Source organism: Kitasatospora sp. NPDC043949 (assembly GCF_056435365.1).
Genome location: NZ_JBWKEQ010000086.1, coordinates 1 through 19,919 on the forward strand (window position 1 = coordinate 1; position 19,919 = coordinate 19,919).

Sequence of the window (19,919 nt, forward strand, 5' to 3'; positions counted from 1 at the left end):
GAAATGCAGTTCCTCCTCGCAACCTGGGCCGGCGCCTGCCCCACCTGCCACCGCGACATACCCACATCCATACAAACCTGACCAAGCCCTACTAGTGGCGTGCATGCCATTTCCGGTGGGGCGCGGCCGGGTTGGTGATCCGTCTGGCCGTCTACCGCCCGGCGGCGAGGCGGGTGGCGAGGTGGGCGGCGGCGGTGGCGGGGTCGGTGCGGGGGAGGCGGGGGTGGAGGTCGGCGAGGAGGTGGTGGAGGCGCTCGCGGATCGGGCCGGGGGCGGTGGCCACCGAGCCGGTGAGGACCAGGGGTTCGGTGGGGGCGGCGGTGGCGCGGGCGAGGGCGGCCAGGTGGTCGGCGGCGGTGTCGGCGATGGCGCGGGCGGCCGGGTCGCCCTGCGCGGCGAGCCGGGAGACCAGCGGGGCGAGGGTGGCGAGCCGGCGGGGCAGGCCGGCGTAGGCCCAGCGGAGCAGGGCGTCGGGGGAGTCGGCGGCGCAGCGGGCGCGGACGGCGGTGCCGAGCGGGCCGGCCGGGTCGGCGTGGGCGTGGCGCAGGGCCTCGCGGCCGAGCCAGAAGCCGCCGCCCTCGTCGCCGAGCAGCCAGCCGAGCCCGCCGGTGCGCGCGAGCGTGCGGGCACCGGCGAGCCGGACGCAGATCGCGCCCGTGCCCGCGATCAGGACGGTGCCGTGGCCGTCGGTGACGCCGCCGGAGGCCAGGGCCGGGACGGTGTCGGGGACGAGTCGCACCGGGTGGCGCAGGCCGAGGGCGGCCCGGCAGCGCTCGGCGAACGCGTCCGGGTCCGGTAGGGAGCGGTACCCGGCGAGGCCGATCAGGCAGGCGGCGATGCGGCCCGGGGCGCGGGCGTCGAGGGCGGCCGTGACCGCCGCCGCCAGCCGGTCGAGCGCCGGCTCCGGGCCCTCTCCGGCGGGGTTGGCGCCGGGGCTCTCGCCGCGGCCCCGGACGGCGCCCGCGGCGTCCAGGAGGACGGCGCGGGTGCGGCTGCCGCCGGCGTCGACGCCGAGGTGGAGGGTGGTCATCGGGTGGCTCCGGTGCGGGCTCGGCGGGTGGCCGGGGTGGTGGTGAGCGGCATCAGGTCGGCGGCCGGCAGGGCGCCGCGGACCTGCGCGAGCGGCTGCCGCCGGCCCTCGGGGCTCCGGAGAGGGCGCCCGTGGGCCGATCGCTCCTCAGCGTAGAGGGATCGCGGCGGAAGGGTGGGCGGTCGTCGCCGTGACGGCCGCGTGCGCGGCCGTGACCAGTGCGGGGAGGTGCTGCTCCTCGGTGAGCCAGGCCAGGTGCCCGTCGGGCCGGACCAGGGCGGCGGTGACGCCGAGCCAGGCGGGCCGCGACGCGGCGAGCGGCGCGCTGTGCACCGTCACGCCCGGGCTGGTGGCGTGGGCGAGGGCGGCGAACTCGGCGCCGGCCCGGCCGGTGAGGTCGAGCAGGACGTGGCGGCCCGGGTGCAGCAGCGTGAACAGGCCGGTGCCGTCCGCGGGCCCGGCGGGCCTCAGGTCGGGCGCCCGGGAGCCGGTCAGCGGGTGCGCCCCGCCGGCGGGGTCGGCCGGGTAGGCGGTCGTGAGGCCGGCCGCGCGACCGGCCAGTTCGTCCGAGAACTCGTCGACGCCGGTGATGAGTTCGGCGAGCAGGCCGCGCAGGGCCAGCGTCGTCCGCGAGTGGTCGGTCATCAGCCCGGACTGGGCGTGGGTGGAGCGCAGCAGCTCCACGCCGACCGGGTGGCGCTCGGCGTGGTAGCTGTCGAGCAGGCCGTCGGGGGCGGCGCCGGTGATGGTGCGGGCGAGTTTCCAGCCGAGGTTGGCGGCGTCCTGCATGCCGACGTTGAGTCCGGGCCCGCCGGCCGGGAAGTGCGAGTGCGCGGCGTCGCCCGCCACCAGGACCCGCCCGTGCCGGTACCGGTCGGCCTGGCGGGAGGCGTTGCCGAAGGTCGAGATCCAGCCGGCCTCGCGCATCCCGAAGTCCGTCCCGGTGATCCCGCGGACCTTGGCGCGCAGCTGCTCGAAGGTCAGCGGGCCGGGCTTGGTGTGGACGGTCGCCGTGTCGTTGCCGACCACCCGGTGCACCCCGCCGGGCAGCGGGAAGACCATCACGGTGCCCTGCTCGTTGGAGACGGAGCGCCAGCGCGGTGGTGCGTCGAGCACGGCGTCCGCCATCCAGGCCCAGGCGGTGGCCGGGGTGCCGGGGAAGCCGATGCCCGCCGCCTCGCGCACGGTGCTGCGGGTGCCGTCGCAGCCGACCAGGTAGGCGGTGCGCAGCCGGTGGGGGCCGTCCGGGCCGTGGACGTGGACGGTGACCGCGTCGTCGCCTTGGTCCAGCCCGGTGACGCGGTGTCCGCGGAGCAGCCGGGCGCCGGTCGAGCGGAGGTGTTCGGCCAGCAGTGCCTCGGTGCGCACCTGGGGGAGTGCGAGCGTGAACGGGTACGGCGTGTCCAGCCGACTGAAGTCCAACCGGGGCGGCAGTGCGGCGAAGTGCCCGCCGGGGATTCGGACGCCCTCGGCGAGGAAGGGCTCCACCAGGCCGCGGCAGGCCAGCAGTTCCAGGGTGCGCGGGTGCACGGTGGTGGCCCGCGAGTGCGGGTCGGGTTCGGTGCGGCTCTCCAGCACGGTGACCTCGATGCCCTGCAGCCGGAGTTCGGCGGCGAGCCAGAGCCCGACCGGGCCCCCGCCGGCGATGACGACCTGTTCCATGACTCATCCCTCTCTTGGTCAGTGACCAATGACTTGGCTCCAGTAGACTAGGTCAGTGACCAAGAAGCAAGCCCCGGACGCCCCCCGGACCCGACTCGACTCCGACACGGTGGTCCGCGTCGCCCTCGACCTGCTGGACGACAAGGGCGCCGCCGCCGTCTCCGTGCGCGGCGTCGCCGAACGGCTCGGCGTCCGGATGAACACCGTGCTCTGGCACGCCAAGACCAAGGGCCGCCTGCTGGAACTCATGGCGGACGCGATCGTCGGTGAGATCCCGCTCGACGACCTGCCCGCGCCCTGGCGCGAACGGGCCCGCGAGCTCGCCCACCGCTACCGGCGGTGCCTGCTGGCCCACCGTGACGGCGCGGTCATCGTCGCCGGCACCTACGCCGCCGAGCCCGGCACCCTGCGCTTCACCGACGCCATGATCGCCGCGCTCCTCGACGGCGGACTGGACGAGCGCCACGCGTCCTGGGTGTTCTGGACCATCCAGTACCTGACCCTCGGCCTGGCCCAGGAGGAGCAGGCCCTGGCCGCCCAGGACGGCGTGCACACCCTCGGCCCGGCCCTCGCCGGCGGCGACTACCCGGCGCTCGCCCGGGTCGCCCCGCACCTGGAGGACGCCGCCTTCACCGAGCGCTTCGAGTTCGGCCTCTCCCGGATCCTCTCCCCGTCCGGCCCCACCGCCCCCTGAATTCCCAGCAGCCGCCCCTCGTTGCCCCGGCCGCTCCACACGCCCCCCCTCGGGACCGCCTTTACCGGTGCTCGGCGAGCGGCGGGTGGGACGGCCGATCGGCCCTGTGGCGGCAGGTATTCCACCGATCGGCGGCGATTTTCGGCCCTCCTCCCGCACCGGGCGATCCCGGCCGCGCCGCCCCGCCGGATCGGCCCCCGCCGTTCCCCGGCCCGGGAACCCGCTGGGCAGGCGCGAGATCACCGTTTGTGAGGCTTGCCTAACCTGCTCCCCGCCGTGACCGGAGGGCGCTGTCCGCTTCCCGGTGTTGGCCGGATCGGGCGGCACGCGGACTTCTTGACAGGCGGGAGCCCATACGCCGAAGCTCATCGCAGTTGGCGAATTTCTCACCGAACTCCCGCTCCGCTTCGGCCTCTTCACGAGGCGTTTTTCTCAGCAGTGGCTTCGTCATGAGGGAAAGTGAGATCCGCTTGACGTTCGTGACCGCGGAAACCCGCGCGGAACCGGCCCGCCCGGTGAAAGCGAGACACCGGGACAGCGGCGTTCCGGACCACGGGCGGATGTACGGGCGGGCCGATGTCGAATTCCACACCACAGTGCGGGAATTCGGGTTTCCCGACCGCGCCGCCCCGGCGCGCCCCGTCCCGGCGTGCCCCGCGCACGTGACCGCACCTCCTCCGGCGACGGCCTGATCCGGAGGGCCCCGCCCGGCGCGGACGACCGCACCGGGCCGCCCGCCCCTGCCCGTCCGCCCCTGCCCGTCCGGGACCGACCCGTCGCCGCCGTACCACCACCGCCGCACCACCGCCTCCGTACCACCGTGTCCGTACCACCGCACGGAAGGAACAGCCATGTCGCAGAACACCTGGGACAAGGAACCGCGCCCCGCCAGGCTGGAGGAACGCCTGGACGACGGCGTGGTCCGATGTCATCTCAGCCCCCGGAACTGCCGGATCCGCCCCGGCCAGCACGGATTCTGCATGGTCCGGGCCAACCGGGACGGCCGCCTGGTGACCCTGAACTACGGGCGCTCGGTCCACGCCACCGAGGAGACCATCGAGACCGAGGCGGTGTTCCACTACGCGCCCGGCGCCCGGATCCTCTCGATGGGGAACGTCGGCTGCATGCTCAACTGCGACTACTGCCACAACTGGAAGACGTCGCAGGCGCGCCACGTGGAGGACAAGGACGTCTACCACTACACGCCCGAGGAGGTCGTGGACATCGCCGTCCGGCACGGCGTGAAGGTGATCTCCTGGACCTACAACGACCCGGTGGTGTGGCACGAGTTCGTGGTGGAGACGGCCGCCCTCGCCAAGGCGGCGGGAATCGTCAACCTCTACAAGTCCGCGTTCTTCATCAGCGGCGAGGCGATCGAGGAACTGATCCCGGTGATCGACATCTTCTCGGTGTCGATCAAGTCCCTGGACCCGAAGTACTACCGGAAGATCACCAAGGGCTGGCTGGAACCGGTCCTGGAGGGCACCGAGCAGGTGTTCCGGGCCGGGAAGCACGTCGAGGTCTCCACGCTGATGGTCACCGACCTCAGCGACGACGAGGCGACCGCCCGGGACATGGCGAGGTTCGTCGGCGAGCGGCTCAGCCCGGACGTGCCCACGCACTTCGTGCGCTTCCACCCGGACTACAAGATGACCAACACCATCCGCACCCCCGTCGACCGGCTGGAACGGGCCCGCAAGGTCGCCATGGACATGGGGCTCAACCACGTCTACCTGGGGAACGTGTACGACACGGAGTCGACCAACACCTGGTGCCACCGGTGCGGGCAGCTCCAGATCACCCGCTACGGCCTGAACGCCGACCTGGTCGGCCTGGACGCGGCCGGCGCCTGCATCGGCTGCGGCGCCCGCTCGCCGATCGTCCTGTTGCCCGACGCCCGCCCGCGCGCCCGGGTGCCGGAACTCCCCGCCGCCGAGGGCCTGGACCTGGCCCGCTTCGACTGGCACGGCGACGTCCGCGCCCTGCACGTCCAGGTGCGCAACACCTCCGCCGCGCCGGTTCGGGCCTACCACCGCCGCTACGGCGACCCGGCCGCGGAGCAGGGCTGGCAGGTCATCGACCTGGCCCCGCAGGAGAGCTTCCGGTACATCGCGGCCAAGAGCACGGCGGGCGAGGTCGGCGTCCAGGTGGCCGTACCGCCGCAGTGCACCTCCAGCCTCCACCAGGTCTTCGACCGCGCGCACTTCCCGACCGTGGAGGCCTCCGCCGGAACGCTGAACGAGGACGTCTCGCCGCTGCCGCTCTTCCAGCCCCGCGCCAGGTCATGACCGGGCCCGCGAGCGCGACGGAGCAGGCGGGTCCGATGCGGCACGGGACCGACTACCGCGTCCTGCCGTTCAGCGACGACCTGTCGGCCGTCCTCATCACCGGGAGCCACCGGCTGCTGCTCGCCCCGGCGGACACCGCCGAGCGGCTGGCCTCCGGCGTCGACCACCTGCGGCTGGACGAGCGGCGGGCGTGGGAGCGGTTGCAGGCCGGCGCCGCCACCGGCCGGGAGGCCAACCGCATCCGGCTCCGGGAGAGCGCGCTGTCCGACGGCGCCGACTTCGCGGTCAACGTCAACCTGACGAACGTGTGCAACCTCGCCTGCACGTACTGCTTCGCCGAGGGCGGGGACTACGGCCGGATCACCGAGGCGATGGGCGAGCACTCGATCGCCTGGATCTTCGACTTCATCCACCGTTACGCCGCGCCCGGGCAGCGGGTCCGCTTCGAGTTCTTCGGCGGGGAGCCGCTGGCGAACTTCACGGTGATCCGCAAGATCTGCGAACGCGCCCGCGACCTCGCCGGGCGCTCGGGCACCGAGTTCGTCCACCGGATCTCGACCAACCTCACCCTGATGCCCCAGGGCGTCGAGGAACTGTTCCGCGACCACCGGTTCATCGTCTCGGTCTCGATCGACGGCGGCCGCGAGGTCCAGGACGCCAACCGCCCGTCCAAGAACGGGAAGGGCTCCTACGACCGGATCATCCGCAACCTGTTCCGGCTGCGCGAGGCGTGCGGCGACGACGTCACCCTGGTGGCCCGGATGACCATCGCGACGGCGCAGCCCAGCCTCACCGAGAGCGTGCTCGACCTGTGGGGGCTCGACCTCTTCGACTACTTCCAGATCTATCCGGGCGTCTACCCGGTGGAGCAGGGCACGACGGTGCCGATCGCCCTCACGCTGGGGGACCGGAAGCTGTCCGAGCCGAAGGGCATCCAGTACATCAACCACTTCCTCCAGCCCGGCATCGTGGAGCAGTTCAAGGACTTCCTGGTCCACTACCCGCGGCTGTTCGCCCCCGACAACCGGTTCAAGGGCGTCCTGGAGTACGAGCGGGCCGTGCAGATGGTCACCGAGGGCGCGGCGGCGCTGGCGTTCTGCTCGGGCGGCCGGACGTACTACACGCACTCCCCGGACGGCAGCGTCAGCCCCTGCCACCGCCTGGTCGGCGACCAGGGCTTCGACGTGGGCACCGGGGCCGAGGGCCTCACCCGGGACCACCCCGAGTGGCGGCGCACCGTCGACGAGCACCGGGTGTGCGGGTCCTGCTGGGCCCGCTACCTGTGCGGCGGGGGCTGCCGGCAGGAGAACCACGTGGCCTCGGGCGACGTGAACGTCCTCAACACCGAGTCCTGCCAGTACCAGTTGATGCTCGCGGAGGAGGTCGTCAAGATGCTGGCCCGCTCCGCCGCCGACTACCGCGAGCGGTCGCGGGCGCGCTACGACGACCTCTTCGTCTCGTGCGGGCGCCCGGTGGTCCCCAACGACCGGCCGGACCTCGACGCGTCCGCCGACGTCCGTCCGTTCCAGGTCCTCTGCTGACGGCCTCCGCCCCCGGACCCGTCCACCACCACGCCAGGCCGGCCCCGACGAAGGAGCGACAGCAGATGGCCGAGAAGATCATCCGACGGAACATCCACACGTACCCGTTCAAATACCGGCACCACGAGTACGACGAGTACTTCCGCCCCGAGAACGCGGTGCTCTACCTGCACGTCCCGTTCTGCATCACCAAGTGCGGATTCTGCGACTACACCGTCTACATCAACCGGAACGAGCAGCACTTCGCCCAGTACGTCGACGTGCTCGAACGCGAGATCCGCGCCTTCGCCGCCAATCGGGCCTTCCCCGCGTTCCGGGTCGACGCGGTGTATTTCGGCGGCGGTACGCCGGGCATCCTCACCGGCGACCAGACGGCCCGGCTGCTGGACGCCTGCCGGGAATCGTTCGAATTCAACGAGGGCGCGGAGATCGGCCTGGAATTCGACCCCTCGACGGTCGACGAGGCCAAGATCGCGCGCATGCGGGAGGCCGGATTCACCCGGCTCAGCGTCGGCGTCCAGGCCTTCGACGACCGGCTGCTGGAGATCTGCAACCGCTCGCACGACCTCGCCACCGCCGAACGCGCCTTCCGCACCGTCGTCGACGGCGGTTTCACGCACACCAACATCGACCTGATCTTCCCGCTGCCCGGCCAGTCCGTGGACGACTGGAAGCGCAGCGTCGACCGGGCCATCGAACTCGAACCGGCCTGCATCACGGCCTATGGCCTGGAGATCTGGCCCAAGACGGCGTTCCACTCGCTCATCACGTCCGGGAAGATGGCGCTCCCCTCGGCGCAGGACGAGCGCCGGATGTACGAGTACGCCATCGACGCGCTGGAGGCGGCGGGCTTCGCCCGACGCAGCTCGACCGGGTACTACCACCCCGACCGCTGCGCCGACTACTCGCGCTTCCTGGAGTACTACTGGCGGACCTGGCCGATGATCGGATTCGGCGTCTCGTCGAAGAGCGTGATCCACGACCGGCTGTTCGTCAACGTCAAGCCGCTCAAGAAGTACTACGAGATGGTTGGAAGTGGTCAAATCCCGCTGGATTTCGCCACGTACCTCACCAAGGAACAGGAAATGCGCCGCGTCATGATCCGCGGCCTCAAGATGTGCGAGGTCAACCGGCCGGACTTCCACGACCGGTTCGGCGTCACCATGGAGGCCGTCTTCGGGGCGGAGATCGAGCAGCTCGTCGACAAGGGATGGCTGGAGGAACGGGGCACGGACGTGTATGCGCTGACCAGGCTCGGTCAGTTGTTGTCGACCAATGTGTACGAGCTGTTCTACGCGCCGGAAGATCTCAGTCCCGCCGAAGGGGATGAGGTACGGTTCGGCATATCGGAGCTCGTCGAGTGACCTGATCGGCGGGTGTTGTGACGAGGGGCAGAGCGAATTGTCGCGCACGTGCTCGCACCAGGCCTTCCGCCGGGCCTTGAGCCGGGACTTCCACCGGGGCTTTCGTGGGGACTCCCGTGGGGACTTCCGCCCGGACTTCCACCGGACCGGAATGATCGCGGTGACCTGCGGGGGACCGCGGTGAACATCCTCCCCGCGTGGTTCGCCGGGCTCAGCCTCGGCTTCCTGGTCGCCCTGCCCCTCGGCCCCATCGGCCTGCTGTGCGTGCGCAGCGTCCTGCGCGACGGCTTCCCGACCGGCTGGGCGATCGGCCTGGGCGCGGCCCTGGTGGACATCGCCTACGCCGGCCTGGGCCTCGCCGGGGTCGGCAGGCTGCTGGACGTCCCCGCGCTGCGCACGGCCCTGGGGCTGGCCGGGGCCGCCGTGCTGGTGTACATCGGCGCGCGCTCGCTGCGCTCCGCCTTCCGGGTCCAGGCGGCCACCGAGGACGAGCGGAACCCCGAACTGGTCCGCCCGCTGGCGGCGTTCCGCACGGCGCTGGCGGCCACCGCCTCCAACCCGGCGACGATCGGCTACTGGGCCGCCGCCTTCGCCGCGGCCACGGCGGCGAACGTCACCGGGACGCTGCCCGCCTCGGTGTCCATGCTGGTCGGCGTCGGCTGCGGCACGCTCCTGTGGTTCACCCTGCTGAGCACGGGCGTGGTGGTGTTCCGCCGGCGCTTCAGCGCCCGGCTGCTGAAGGGCGTCGACCTGGTCGCCGGGATCGGGGTCATCCTCTTCGGCGGCTTCCTGGCCTACCAGTCGCTCGCCTGAACCGGCCGCGGTGACGGCGTCGGGCGGCGGCTGACCGAGGCCCTTCGCCGAACTCCCAGCCGTTTGGCGGGAGTTCGGCGGCGGGCCCCGGCTTCCGAACAGCCCGGTGTCCGCGCCGCCGCCCGCCTCCGCGCCTCGGGGACGGCAGCGGGCCGGACGCCCGTCCCCCTGGAGGAACCGATGGCGTCCCACCGTCCCCCTGGCGTCGATCCGAACGGAAAACCTTGGCGGCTGGGGGAGTTACTTCCCAGGGCGCTGGTGTACCTGGCCGGCTGCGTGGTCTTCTCGACGGGCGCCCACTTCTTCATCCAGTCCGATCTGGGCACCGACCCGCTCGACGTCTTCTCGCTGGGCGTGCTCAAGCACCTGCCGCTCACCATCGGCCTGTGCCAGGCGGCCGTCGCGGTGGTGTGCATCGGCGCGTGGGCGGCGTGGAACCGCAAGCGCCCGGTGGTCTCGCCCTTCGTGACCTTCTTCCTGTGCGGCAGCCTGATCGACCTCTTCCAATGGCTGCGGCCTGCCGCCTGGTTGGGGCTGAGCAGCTACCCGCTGATGCTGCTCGGCGCGCTGCTGTGCGCCTACGCCTCGGCGCTGATCATCATGAGCGGCTTCGGCATCCGGGCCATCGACTTGCTGGCGATCACCATCCGGCACCGCTGGACCTGGCCGTTCTGGTGCGCGAAGGGGCTGATCGAAGGGGTGCTGCTGCTCTGCGGCTGGCTGCTGGGAGGCCCGGTGGGCATCGGCACGGTGGCCTTCCTGGTCTTCGTGGACCTGCTCATCGAGCCCTTCGTCCGGTTCAACCGGCGCTTCCTCGACATTCCGGACCACGGCTTCGCGGTCGCCCTGGCCGTGCCCTGACCGGCGCCGGTCCGTCCGCTCCGGCGGCGGTCCGGCCCGCTCCGGCGTCGGCCGGTGGCGGACCGGCTGCCGGAGTACCGTGGAAGGGGTCGAGGCACCGCCGCCGTCGGCGGTTGCCGCAGGTGTCCTCGACCCGTGGCGAGCCCGGCGGCCCGGGCCTTTCGGAGGCGGTGGTGGCCGGTGACCGTCCACGGTGCAGGTGCGGCGGACGTGGTGCGACGTGGTGCGACGCGGGGACCGGAGGCGCCGGTGGCGCGAGAGAGCATGCCCGCGGTCGACGACTCCCGGCAGAGCCCGGTCGGAGCCGTCGGCAAGGTGACGGTGCCCATTCCGGCGGGCGGCCCGGGCGAGGTCCTGGTCGCCCTCCGGGGTGGTTCGGAGGTGTTCGCGGCCTGGTGCTCGGAGCCGGTCGGCCGGGACGTCCGGGTGGTCGTGGTGGACGCGATCTCGGCCCGCTCGGTGATCGTCGAGCTGCTGCCGCCCTAACCGCGGTTTCGGATCCCAGCTGGTCAGGTGGTCGGTCATGTTCTTCTGGCACGTTCCCGCACCCAACGAGGCGATGCTCATCTCCGGGTCCAAGCACCAGGCGCAGGACACCCAGTTCCGCATCGTCACCGGGCACGGCAGCCTCGTCCTGCCGGTCAAGCAGAAGGTCCGCATGCTCTCCCTGGCCCTGCGGGAGGCGGAGATCGCCGAGGACTGCGTGACCCAGCAGGGGATCCGGCTCACCGTGCGCGCGGTCTGCGTGTTCAAGGTCGGCGACGACGCCGTGTCGATCGCCAACGCGGCCCGCCGCTTCCTCTCGGAACAGGACCAGATGGAGGAGCTCGTCGGCCGGATCTTCGCCGGCCACCTGCGCTCGATCATCGGCGGGCTGACTGTCGAGCAGATCATCCGGGAGCGCAGCCGGGTCGCCCAGGAGGTGATGGCGGGCAGCCACGGCGAGATGGAGAAGCTCGGCATCGTGGTCGACGCGCTGCAGATCCAGGAGATCGAGGACTCGACCGGGTACATCGACAACCTGGCCGCGCCGCACGCGGCGGCGGTCGCCAGCCAGGCCCGGATCGCCCAGGCCAAGGCGGACCAGGAGGCCACCGAGCGGGAGCAGCAGGCGGCCGCGCTGAAGGCCGAGTACGAGCGGAACACCGCGATCAAACGGGCCGGGTTCCTCGCCGAGACCGAGCAGTCCAGGGCCCGGGCCGCCCAGGCCGGGCCGCTCGCCGAGGCCCGGGCCTCCCAGGACGTCATCGAGGAGCAGACCTCGCTCGCCCAACGCCGGGCCGCGCTGGCCGCCCAGCAACTGGAGGCCGAGGTGCGGCGCCCGGCGGACGCCGAGGCCTACCGGCAGCGGACGCTGGCCGAGGCCGCCCGTGACCGGGTGAAGTTCGAGGCGGACGGCAGCGCCTACAGCGAGCGGGCGCTCGCCCAGGCGCAGGCGGACGCCAACACCGCCCGGGCCGACTCCCTGCGCGGCGGCAACCAGGAGCTCATCGCGGCCAACCGGATCGTGGAGAACCTGCCGGCCCTCGCCGACGCGGCGGCCCGTGGCATGTCGGGAGCGGAGCTCACCGTCCTCAACGGCAGCGACGGGGTCAACCAGATGGCGGCGGGCATCGTCAGCCAGGGCCTCGCCATCCTGCACTCGCTCCAGCACTCGACCGGCCCGTTCGGCGACGGCAAGTCCAAGCCCCGCTTCCCGGAACGGACCTGAGGCGCGCCGGGGCCTGCGGGCCGGGGCGTCAACGGGCGGCGACGAGGCCGTCCACCAGGGCCCGCAGGCCGTCCAGGTAGGTGTCGTCGGTGGTCAGCGCGGCCCAGCGGTCCGCGACCTGTGCGAGGCGGGGGAGTTCGTCCGGGTCGAGGCCGCCGAACACCTGCTCCCGGTAGGTGGCGCGCTCGTCGTCCGCGCGCCGCCGGGCCGCCGCCGCCCGGACCACCAGCTCGCCGGCGGTGTAGTACCAGATCGTGCGGTACCCCTGTACGGCGCGTTCCGGTGTGAGGCCGCACGCGGTGAGGCCGTCGACGATCTGCTCGACGAACCACAGCGCGGACGCGGACATCAGGTCGTCGGCGGTCAGCACCTCGACGATCCAGGGGCAGCCGGCCAGCGCCTCGTGGATCGCGGCGGCGGACCCGACGACGCGGTCGCGCGGGTCGGCGGGCAGCTCGGGCCGGCGCAGTGTCCGCGCCGCGTAGTCGTCCAGCAGCAGGACGAGCAGTTCCTCCTTGTCGCGCACGTGGTGGTAGAGCGCCATCGGCGTACTGCCGACCTCGGAGGCGAGGCGGCGCATGGTCAGCCGGTCCACGCCCTCCTCGGCCACGATCCGGCGGGCCGCCTCGACGACCTGCTCACGGGAGATGCGGGGCGGTCGGCCCGAGGTCCTGCGCGGTGCGGTCGGCATGGGTCCATCATTCCCCAGGGGTCGACAGCGGTGGCCGCGCGGGGTTAGTTTTCTTACGCGTATAGAAATTGCTGACCGGAAGGAACGCCACCATGACGCCCACCGTCGTCGACCTGTTCGCCTCGGCCCTGCACTTCCACCCCGACGGCGAAGTCCGAGCCGCCGGGCGGCAGATGGCCGGCGGCGCGCCGGGCACCTGGCACCTCGGCGCCTTCCACGTGGAGACCGACGCCGACGTCCACGCCGATCACTGGGAGATGCACCCGGAGGCCGACGAGGCGGTGTGCTGCCTCGCCGGCGGCGCGCGGCTCCACCTCCGCCCCGCCGACGGGGACGGGGGCGGCGCGGGGGGAGGCGCCGACGAGATGGTGCCGCTGCCCGCCGGCAGCGCCGTGGTCGTCCCCCGGGGCCGCTGGCACCGCCTCGAACTCGACGGCCCCAGCGACCTGATGTCGCTCACCCTGCGCCACGGCACCCGGCTCGAAAAGCGCACCGACACCCCCTGACCGCGGGCGCGGCCCGGTGGCACCGCCGCCGGGCCGGTCAGGACTCCCCGCTCCACGACCGCCAGAGCGCCGCGTACCGCCCGCCGGCGGCGACCAGCTCGTCGTGGGTGCCCAGCTCGACGATGCGGCCCGCCTCCATGACGGCGACCCGGTCCGCGTCGTGCGCGGTCTGGAGCCGGTGGGCGATGGAGATGACCGTGCGGTCGGAGCGCACGGCCGCCATCGCCCGCTCCGCCTGCCGGGCCGTGGTCGGGTCGAGCAGGGAGGTCGCCTCGTCCAGGATCAGGGTGTGCGGATCGGCCAGCTGGACCCGGGCTAGGGTGAGCTGCTGGGCCTGCGCGGCGCCGAGTTCGGTCCCGCCGGTGCCCAGGAGCGAGTCCAGCCCGTCCGGGAGGTCGCGCACCCAGTCCGCCTCCACCAGGGCGAGCGCGGCCAGGACCGCCGCGTCCTCGGCGTCCGGGGCGGCCAGCGTCATGTTCTCCCGGAGCGTCCCCATGAAGACGTGGTGCTGCTGGGTGATGAGGACGACGCGGTTGCCCAGCTCGCCCGCCGCGGCGAGGTCCGCGACCGGCACGCCGCCGACCAGGATCCGCCCCGCGTCCGGGGCGTCGACGCCGGCGAGCAGCTTGCCGAGGGTCGACTTGCCGGCGCCGGACGGGCCGACCACGGCCAGCCGCTCGCCCGGCCGGACCACCAGGTCGACGTCCGTCAGCACGTCGTGCGAGCCGGTGTAGGAGTACCGCACGCCGATGGCCTCGATCCGGTCGTCGGCGGGGCGCGGGCCGGTGGCCGGCGGCTCCTGCGACACCAGGCCGACGCCCTTGATGCGGGCGAACGACGCACCGCTGCTCTGCAGTTGCTCGACCCAGTTGAGCGCCCGGTCCAGCGGGTCGACGAGCTGCCACATGTAGAGGCCGCCCGCCACCACCGCGCCCAGCGTCACCGAGCCGTGGAGGTAGCCGAGGCCGCCCACCAGCAGGATGAGGGCCGTCGGCAGCGCGTGCGCGAACTCGGTGACCGGGAACAGCACGGTCCGCAGGAACAGGGTGCGCACCCGGGCCCGGTAGGCGGTGTCGACGGCCCGGTCGACCACGCCGTCCTGGCGCGCCCCGACCCCGTACGCCTCGATGGTCCGGGCGCCGTGGGCGGTGGAGTCGAGGACCTCGGTGACCCCGCCCGCCGCGGCCCCCTCGGCGAGGTAGGCCTCCCGGGCCCGGGACAGGTACCAGCGGCTCACCGCCCAGACGATCGGCAGGCCCACCAGGGCGCAGAGCCCGATCAGCGGGTCGAGCAGGAACGTCGCGGTGAGGATGACCAGCACCTGGACGACGGCGATGAAGACGTCCGGGGCCGCGTTGCGCAGGGTGGCGGCCACGGTGCCCACGTCCAGCGAGGAGCGGGTCACCAGGTCGCCGGCGCCGACCCGTTCCGCGTACCGCCCGGGCAGCGCGAGCGTCCGCTCGACGACCTCCTCGCGGAGCCGGGCCAGGGCGCGTTCGCCGAACCGGTGGGAGAGGTGGCGGGCGTAGCGGGTGAGCACCAGCTGGGCGAGGGCGAACCCCAGGACCGCCGCGGCGAAGCCGTCCACCTGGCCGACCGTCAGCTCGCCGTTCTCGACCCGGGTGACGATGCGGCCCAGCAGCCACGGCCCGGCGACGCCCGCGAGGGCGGCGAGGCAGGTGAGGGCGACGATCGCGCCCATCGCCCGGCCGTCGTCCGCCAGCAGGCGCCAACTGGCCCGGCGCACCGTCGTGGTGTCGGCGACCGGGAGGCGGTGGGGGGCGTGGCGGTCGTCGGGGCCGTCGGGGCCGTCGGGGTCGCTCATCGGGCCAGTCCTTCCTCGGTGTCCGCGGCGACGCTCCGCGGGTGGTCGTCGGTCGTGACGCTCGCGGGGCGGTCGGCGCCTGCCGGGATGGTCCGCGGGCGGTCGTCGGTCGCGGCGCCCGCCGGGCGGGCGCCGGTGCTGCCGCGGAACACCAGCGCCGCGTAGCCGGGGTCGCGGGCCAGCAGCTCGCCGTGGGTGCCGGTGGCCCGGACCTTGCCGTCCACCAGGTGGACCACCTCGTCGGCGCGGCCGAGTACCAGGGGGGAGGTGCTGACGACCAGGGTGGTCCGGCCGCCGCGTACGGCGCCGATCCGGGCCGCCACAGCCGCCTCGGTGAGCGCGTCCAGCGCCGAGGTGGGCTCGACCAGCAGCAGTATCTCGGGATCGGCCAGCAGCGCGCGGGCCAGCCGCAGCCGTTGGCGCTGCCCGCCCGAGACGTTGCCGGCGCGGTCGTCGAGCGGCGCGTCCAGGCCGCCCGGCAGGGCGTCGACGATGTCCTCGGCCGCGGCGGCGTGCAGGGCGCGCCGCAGTTCCTCCTCGATGCGGTCGCCGCGGATCGACACCGCGGAACGGAGCGTGCCGCCGAACAGGTACGCGTCGTCGTCCGACACCAGGACGTGGCGCCGCAGCTCGGCGGGTACCCAGTCGGACAGCCTGGTGTCGCCCCAGGTGGCGTCCGAGTCGGTGTAGCCGGCCAGTCGCTCGACGACGGCCCGGGCCTCCTCGGGCCGGGCGGCGGCCAGCGCGGTGAGCCGCCCGGGCCGCAGCAGCAGGCCGGAGTCGGGGTCGCTCAGCACCGCCGGCGCTTCCGGCGGGTCCGTCAGTGTCCGGCTGCGCGTCGAATCCGGCCGCAGCGCCAGGATGTCGGTGACCCGGCGGGCGGAGACCAGCCCGCGCGGCAGGTCGTCCGCGCCCTCGATGAAGGCGGAGACGGGCACCAGCAGGGCCGCCACGTAGCCGTAGACGGAGACGAGTTCACCGACCGTGATCGAACCGGCGGCCGCCATCCGGGCGCTGAGCCAGGTCACCACGGCCAGGAAGACCACCGGCAGGCAGGCGCCGAGCGCCTGCACCCAACTGGTGAACGAGGCCACCCGGTAGCCGAGCGGCACGAGGGCCTGCGAGCGCTCCCGGTAGCGCCGGGCGAACATCGGCTTGCCGCCGATGCCGTTCAGCACGCCCAGCCCGGCGACCAGGTCGCCGGCCAGGGCCGTCAGCGCCCCCTGCTGCTCGCGGTAGCTTCCCTCGGCGCCGTGCAGCTTCCCCAGCAACGGGCCGACGGTGAGGGCCAGCAGCGGCACCCCGAGGAGGATCACCGCCGCGAGCAGGACGGAGATCCGGACCAGCAGGACGGCGGTGGCGAGGTAGGCGATGACCGCGCCGACGCCGGGCCCGGTGATGGTCAGTGTCTGCGCGATCCGGCCGATGTCGCCGGCCTGGAGGTGGGTCAGCTCGCCGGCCGACACCTGGCGCGGCAGCGTCGTCCCCAGCCGGTTGACGTGCCGGGCGATGACCTGGACGGTGCGGTACGCGGCGTCCACCCGGATGAAGGTCATGGTGCGGTGCCGCAGGATCCCGAGGACGGCGATGAGCGCGCCGACCGCGAGGACGGCCGACACCCAGAAGACCAGCGCGCCGCTGTCGCGGGCCCGGAGGCCCTCGTCGATCGTCCTGGACATCAGGTAGGGCGGCAGCATCAGGGCGCACATCCACAGGCTGCCCCAGGTCGCGCCGAGCAGTACGCGGCCGCGCTGCCTGCGCACCAGCCACCAGAGGAAGCGCAGCGGACTCCGGTGGTCCGGCACCCCGGGATCGCGGTAGGGGACCCGGCGCGCACCCGCGGGCAGGTCCGGTCCGGCGCCGGTCATCCCGCCTGCCCTCGGACGGGCCCCCGAGCCGCGAACTGGTCCAGGATTCGCTGATGTCTCATTCCCGGAGTCTGGCAGACCGCCCCACCACGGAACTGACGCACCCACAGGTCGGGGGGCGGCGGGCCTGCCGCCCCCCCCCGAAGCGCTCAGCCGGCGCCGGGGGCCGCCAGGTTGCGGGGCGGCAGGGCTCAGGCGATGCCGCGCGGGTTGAGGACGGTGAAGCGCCAGCCGCCGTCGGCGTCGCGGCGGGCGATGTTGGCGGTGGTGCCGGTGGGGGCGATCCGCTCGCCGTCGGGGCCGTCGATCTCCAGGGTCCAGTCGGTGACCAGGAGGGCCGTGTCCGCGCCGATGACCTTGTGCCGCGGGACGTTCGTCAGCCTGCCGCGGGCGGCGACGGTTCCGCCGATCTCCGCACGCAGTGCTTCGACGCCGGTGAGGAGCTCGCCGGCCACCGTGCGCATGGCGGCACCTTCGGCGAACAGGGCCAGCACGTCGTCGACGTCTCCGGCGTTCAGCGCGTCCTGGAACACGGTCGGCAGCTGCGTGGGGTCGGTGATGACAGGGAGCATGGTGAGAGGTCCTCAGGTCGGGAACGGGTGGTGGTGACGGCCCTTCGGCGCGGCGCCCGGTGCGGTGCTCGCTGTGCTGCCGGGCGTGGCGCCCGGTGCGGCGCCCGCTGCGGTGTTCGCTGCGGTGCCCGCCGTTCGCCCGTGACTCCACGATGCCGCCGCAGCCACCCCTCGGGCGAGGTAGAGTCGGGACTCGACATGGTCGAAAGTGGACAGCGCGACGTCGTCGACATCGCCTACGACAACCCCGACCGCTTGCGGACCGGCATTGAGGTGCTGACCTTCGACGCGCTGAAACCGCGCCTGAAGAGCGCGGTCGCCCGCCGGCCGAGCCGCCTGGACTTCCACCAGCTCATCCTGGTGCGCGGCGGCGAGGGCACCGCCATGGTCGATTTCGTCACCTACCCGTGCACCCGCGGCACACTGCTGCACCTGCGGCCCGGCCAGGTGCAGCGCCTGCCCTCGGACGCGAACGGCCACCCCGCGGACCTTGACGCCGTCCTGCTGCTGTTCACCGCCGACTTCCCGCCGCCGCTGCCCGCGACGCAGCAGATGCTCGACGGGTTCGGCCCCGTCGCACGGCTCCTGCCGCCGGCCGAGCTCGACGCCTTCGACCGCGCCGTGACGGAGCTGGACACGGAGTACCGGAGGCTGCGGGACGGGCAGGCCCCCGGCCCGACAGCGCCCGTCGATGCCGATGCCGAAGCCGATGCTGATGTCGATGCCGAGCTGACCGGAGTGCTGCTGCGCCAGCTCCTCGGCGCGCTGCTCATCCGCATGGCGCGCCTCCCGGACCCGGCCGGACGCCCCGCCCTCTCCCCACCCGGTGCCGGGGTCTACCCCGCGTTCCGCCGCGAACTGGAACGCTCCTTCGCCGCCACCCGCTCCGTCGAGGACTACGCCGCGCGGCTCGGCTACTCCCCGCGCACCCTGACCCGCGCCTGCCTGGCCGCCACCGGCCGCAGCGCCAAGCAACTCGCCGACGCCCGCGTCGCCCTACAGGCACAGCGGCTGCTCGCCCATACCGACCTGCCCGTGGCCGCGATCGGTCGCGCGCTCGGTTTCACCGAGGCCACCAACTTCGGCAAGTTCTTCGCCCGCGAGACCGGCCGCACCCCGGGCGACTTCCGCCGGGCCCAGCGATGATTCCACCCCGCCCAGCGGTGACGGGGCCTGCGATCCTCATGACCGATACACGGATGAGACGCGCTCCACACGGGAACCTGACGTGACCGATGGACGGATGAAACGCCTCCTCGACAGGAACCTGACATCCCGCTCCTACCGTGCGACGCATGCCACCTACCTATGGCCAGACCAGCAGTCAGCACAACCGGAACCACGACCGGGCCCGCGGCCGAGCGCGCGGCCGAGTCCTCCTGACCGCCCTCGTGGTGGCCGCCGGCCTCGCGCTGGCGGCGCCCGCAGGGGCCGCGCCGCAGGACGGGGCCGCCACCAGCCAGGTGGCCGTCCACCCGGAGGCGGTCACGCCCGCGCAGCAGCAGGCCGTCCTGGACTACTGGACCCCGGAGCGGATGGCCGCCCTGACCCAGCCGTCCTCCGGCAACCCGCCCAAGAGCGGCCCCGACGGGGCTCCGTGGACCGGCTCCGCCACCCTGAGCAAGACGGTGGGCCGGCTCTTCTTCACCGACCACGGCGAGGACGGGAGCTGCACCGCGACCGTCGTCGACAGCGCCAACCGCAGCACCGTCGTCACGGCGGCGCACTGCGTCAACAACACCGACCTGCTCGGTGAGAACAACGAGTGGCTGACGAACTCGATGTTCGTCCCCGGCTACCACGACGGCACCGCCCCGTACGGCACGTTCGTCGCCCGCACCGGGGTCGTCCACGCCACCTGGCTCCTCAACGACCAGCAGGACGGCAAGTACTCCGCCTACGACCAGGCGTTCCTGGTCCTGAACGGCAACGCCGAGGGCAAGCGGGTCCAGGACGCCGTCGGCGCCGCGCAGCGCATCGGCTTCGACCGGCCGGGCAGCGCGAAGGTCCACCAGTTCGGCTACCCGCGTGCGGCGTCGGGCGATCCCGCGCGCCAGGGCCTGCCCGAATACACCGGGGCCCGGCTCGCCTACTGCGCGGGGCAGACCCGCGAGCACCCCGGCTTCCCTGGCCACCCGGTGCCCCCGGGTGAGTGGGGCGCCCCCTGCGTGATGGGCGGCGGTTCCAGCGGCGGCCCCCGGATCGCCGACTTCGACCCGTCCTCGGGGATCGGCACCGTGGTGGGCGACAACACCCAGGGCCCGTCCTTCGACTCCTCGGGCCGGGTCTGCGACTTCGGCGACACCTCCTGCACCCGGCACCTGGTCGGCCCGCAGTTCACCTCCGCGATCACGAAGCCGCTGTACAAGGCGGCCGAAAGCGCCCGGATCGCCGGCTGACACCGCCTGGTGGGGGGGGGGGGGGGGGGGGGGGGGAGGGGGGGGGGGGGAGCGGGGGGGGGGGGGGGGGGGACACAGTCGGCCGGCCCCCCGA

The 19,919-nt window shown here is 73.4% G+C and carries 17 protein-coding genes; 11 read left to right on the forward strand and 6 right to left on the reverse strand.

Annotated elements, in window-relative coordinates:
* Nucleotides 1–151 precede the first annotated feature (151 nt).
* Together AC07AL_RS37155 and AC07AL_RS37160 are read right to left on the reverse strand one after the other, a co-directional pair.
* A complete protein-coding gene (locus AC07AL_RS37155) occupies nucleotides 152–1,030 on the reverse strand; it encodes an N-acetylglucosamine kinase (RefSeq protein WP_478319495.1) in 879 nt (292 codons plus the stop codon).
* A gap of 147 nt (nucleotides 1,031–1,177) precedes the next feature.
* A complete protein-coding gene (locus tag AC07AL_RS37160; RefSeq protein ID WP_478319496.1) occupies nucleotides 1,178–2,692 on the reverse strand; it encodes an FAD-dependent monooxygenase in 1,515 nt (504 codons plus the stop codon).
* Nucleotides 2,693–2,747: 55 nt separating this feature from the next.
* Here AC07AL_RS37160 and AC07AL_RS37165 point away from each other — a divergent pair, with 55 nt between their 5' ends.
* The 8 genes from AC07AL_RS37165 to AC07AL_RS37200 all read left to right on the forward strand — a co-directional run bounded on the left by AC07AL_RS37165 (nucleotide 2,748) and on the right by AC07AL_RS37200 (nucleotide 11,964).
* Nucleotides 2,748–3,386, forward strand: coding sequence for a TetR/AcrR family transcriptional regulator C-terminal domain-containing protein (locus tag AC07AL_RS37165; protein WP_478319497.1), 639 nt, complete (start codon nucleotides 2,748–2,750; stop codon nucleotides 3,384–3,386).
* 851 nt (nucleotides 3,387–4,237) lie between these two features.
* Nucleotides 4,238–5,674, forward strand: coding sequence for an AmmeMemoRadiSam system radical SAM enzyme (gene amrS / locus AC07AL_RS37170; protein ID WP_363581846.1), 1,437 nt, complete (start codon nucleotides 4,238–4,240; stop codon nucleotides 5,672–5,674).
* A gap of 35 nt (nucleotides 5,675–5,709) precedes the next feature.
* Nucleotides 5,710–7,215, forward strand: a complete 1,506-nt coding sequence (locus AC07AL_RS37175) for a radical SAM protein (RefSeq protein ID WP_400803068.1) — start codon at nucleotides 5,710–5,712, stop codon at nucleotides 7,213–7,215.
* A 65-nt stretch (nucleotides 7,216–7,280) separates the two neighbouring features.
* Nucleotides 7,281–8,579 (forward strand): coproporphyrinogen-III oxidase family protein, encoded by a 1,299-nt coding sequence (locus tag AC07AL_RS37180; protein ID WP_363624702.1) that lies wholly within the window; start codon nucleotides 7,281–7,283, stop codon nucleotides 8,577–8,579.
* Nucleotides 8,580–8,759: 180 nt separating this feature from the next.
* Complete coding sequence (locus AC07AL_RS37185) at nucleotides 8,760–9,392, forward strand: LysE/ArgO family amino acid transporter (protein ID WP_363628400.1); 633 nt, start codon at nucleotides 8,760–8,762, stop codon at nucleotides 9,390–9,392.
* Between the two features lie 258 nt (nucleotides 9,393–9,650).
* Entirely contained in the window at nucleotides 9,651–10,253 is a 603-nt protein-coding gene (locus tag AC07AL_RS37190) for a YczE/YyaS/YitT family protein (RefSeq protein WP_478319498.1), read from the forward strand.
* Nucleotides 10,254–10,502: 249 nt separating this feature from the next.
* Nucleotides 10,503–10,739, forward strand: coding sequence for a hypothetical protein (locus AC07AL_RS37195; protein ID WP_350880803.1), 237 nt, complete (start codon nucleotides 10,503–10,505; stop codon nucleotides 10,737–10,739).
* A gap of 37 nt (nucleotides 10,740–10,776) precedes the next feature.
* Nucleotides 10,777–11,964 carry an SPFH domain-containing protein gene (locus AC07AL_RS37200; protein ID WP_363581854.1) on the forward strand — a complete coding sequence of 396 codons (1,188 nt, stop codon included), beginning with the start codon at nucleotides 10,777–10,779 and terminating at the stop codon, nucleotides 11,962–11,964.
* 28 nt (nucleotides 11,965–11,992) lie between these two features.
* Here the strand turns inward: AC07AL_RS37200 and AC07AL_RS37205 are convergent, their stop codons facing one another.
* On the reverse strand, nucleotides 11,993–12,655 hold the full coding sequence (locus AC07AL_RS37205) for a TetR/AcrR family transcriptional regulator (protein WP_363581856.1): 663 nt from the start codon (nucleotides 12,653–12,655) through the stop codon (nucleotides 11,993–11,995).
* Nucleotides 12,656–12,747: 92 nt separating this feature from the next.
* On the opposite strand from AC07AL_RS37205, the gene AC07AL_RS37210 reads away from it, so the two are divergent.
* Nucleotides 12,748–13,161 (forward strand): cupin domain-containing protein, encoded by a 414-nt coding sequence (locus AC07AL_RS37210; RefSeq protein ID WP_478319499.1) that lies wholly within the window; start codon nucleotides 12,748–12,750, stop codon nucleotides 13,159–13,161.
* A 37-nt stretch (nucleotides 13,162–13,198) separates the two neighbouring features.
* Here AC07AL_RS37210 and AC07AL_RS37215 read toward each other — a convergent pair whose 3' ends face one another.
* From AC07AL_RS37215 to AC07AL_RS37225, 3 genes are all read right to left on the reverse strand, one after another.
* Complete coding sequence (locus tag AC07AL_RS37215) at nucleotides 13,199–14,986, reverse strand: ABC transporter ATP-binding protein (RefSeq protein WP_363628401.1); 1,788 nt, start codon at nucleotides 14,984–14,986, stop codon at nucleotides 13,199–13,201.
* Nucleotides 14,983–16,854, reverse strand: coding sequence for an ABC transporter ATP-binding protein (locus AC07AL_RS37220; protein ID WP_363628402.1), 1,872 nt, complete (start codon nucleotides 16,852–16,854; stop codon nucleotides 14,983–14,985). Before AC07AL_RS37220 ends, AC07AL_RS37215 begins: the two co-directional genes overlap by 4 nt.
* Before the next feature lie 191 nt (nucleotides 16,855–17,045).
* Nucleotides 17,046–17,426, reverse strand: a complete 381-nt coding sequence (locus AC07AL_RS37225; protein WP_363581864.1) for a YybH family protein — start codon at nucleotides 17,424–17,426, stop codon at nucleotides 17,046–17,048.
* Nucleotides 17,427–17,624: 198 nt separating this feature from the next.
* Here AC07AL_RS37225 and AC07AL_RS37230 point away from each other — a divergent pair, with 198 nt between their 5' ends.
* Both AC07AL_RS37230 and AC07AL_RS37235 read left to right on the forward strand, forming a co-directional pair.
* Nucleotides 17,625–18,572, forward strand: a complete 948-nt coding sequence (locus tag AC07AL_RS37230; RefSeq protein WP_478319500.1) for an AraC family transcriptional regulator — start codon at nucleotides 17,625–17,627, stop codon at nucleotides 18,570–18,572.
* A gap of 149 nt (nucleotides 18,573–18,721) precedes the next feature.
* On the forward strand, nucleotides 18,722–19,825 hold the full coding sequence (locus AC07AL_RS37235; RefSeq protein WP_478319501.1) for a trypsin-like serine peptidase: 1,104 nt from the start codon (nucleotides 18,722–18,724) through the stop codon (nucleotides 19,823–19,825).
* Nucleotides 19,826–19,919 lie beyond the last annotated feature (94 nt).

Coding starts and splice junctions, on each gene's coding strand:
- AC07AL_RS37155 (WP_478319495.1), bottom strand. CDS start 1,030: ATGACCACCCTCCACCTCGGCGTCGACGCCGGCGGCAGCCGCACCCGC.
- AC07AL_RS37160 (WP_478319496.1), bottom strand. CDS start 2,692: ATGGAACAGGTCGTCATCGCCGGCGGGGGCCCGGTCGGGCTCTGGCTC.
- amrS (WP_363581846.1), top strand. CDS start 4,238: ATGTCGCAGAACACCTGGGACAAGGAACCGCGCCCCGCCAGGCTGGAG.
- AC07AL_RS37175 (WP_400803068.1), top strand. CDS start 5,710: ATGCGGCACGGGACCGACTACCGCGTCCTGCCGTTCAGCGACGACCTG.
- AC07AL_RS37180 (WP_363624702.1), top strand. CDS start 7,281: ATGGCCGAGAAGATCATCCGACGGAACATCCACACGTACCCGTTCAAA.
- AC07AL_RS37200 (WP_363581854.1), top strand. CDS start 10,777: ATGTTCTTCTGGCACGTTCCCGCACCCAACGAGGCGATGCTCATCTCC.
- AC07AL_RS37205 (WP_363581856.1), bottom strand. CDS start 12,655: ATGCCGACCGCACCGCGCAGGACCTCGGGCCGACCGCCCCGCATCTCC.
- AC07AL_RS37210 (WP_478319499.1), top strand. CDS start 12,748: ATGACGCCCACCGTCGTCGACCTGTTCGCCTCGGCCCTGCACTTCCAC.
- AC07AL_RS37215 (WP_363628401.1), bottom strand. CDS start 14,986: ATGAGCGACCCCGACGGCCCCGACGGCCCCGACGACCGCCACGCCCCC.
- AC07AL_RS37220 (WP_363628402.1), bottom strand. CDS start 16,854: ATGACCGGCGCCGGACCGGACCTGCCCGCGGGTGCGCGCCGGGTCCCC.
- AC07AL_RS37225 (WP_363581864.1), bottom strand. CDS start 17,426: ATGCTCCCTGTCATCACCGACCCCACGCAGCTGCCGACCGTGTTCCAG.
- AC07AL_RS37230 (WP_478319500.1), top strand. CDS start 17,625: ATGGTCGAAAGTGGACAGCGCGACGTCGTCGACATCGCCTACGACAAC.
- AC07AL_RS37235 (WP_478319501.1), top strand. CDS start 18,722: ATGCCACCTACCTATGGCCAGACCAGCAGTCAGCACAACCGGAACCAC.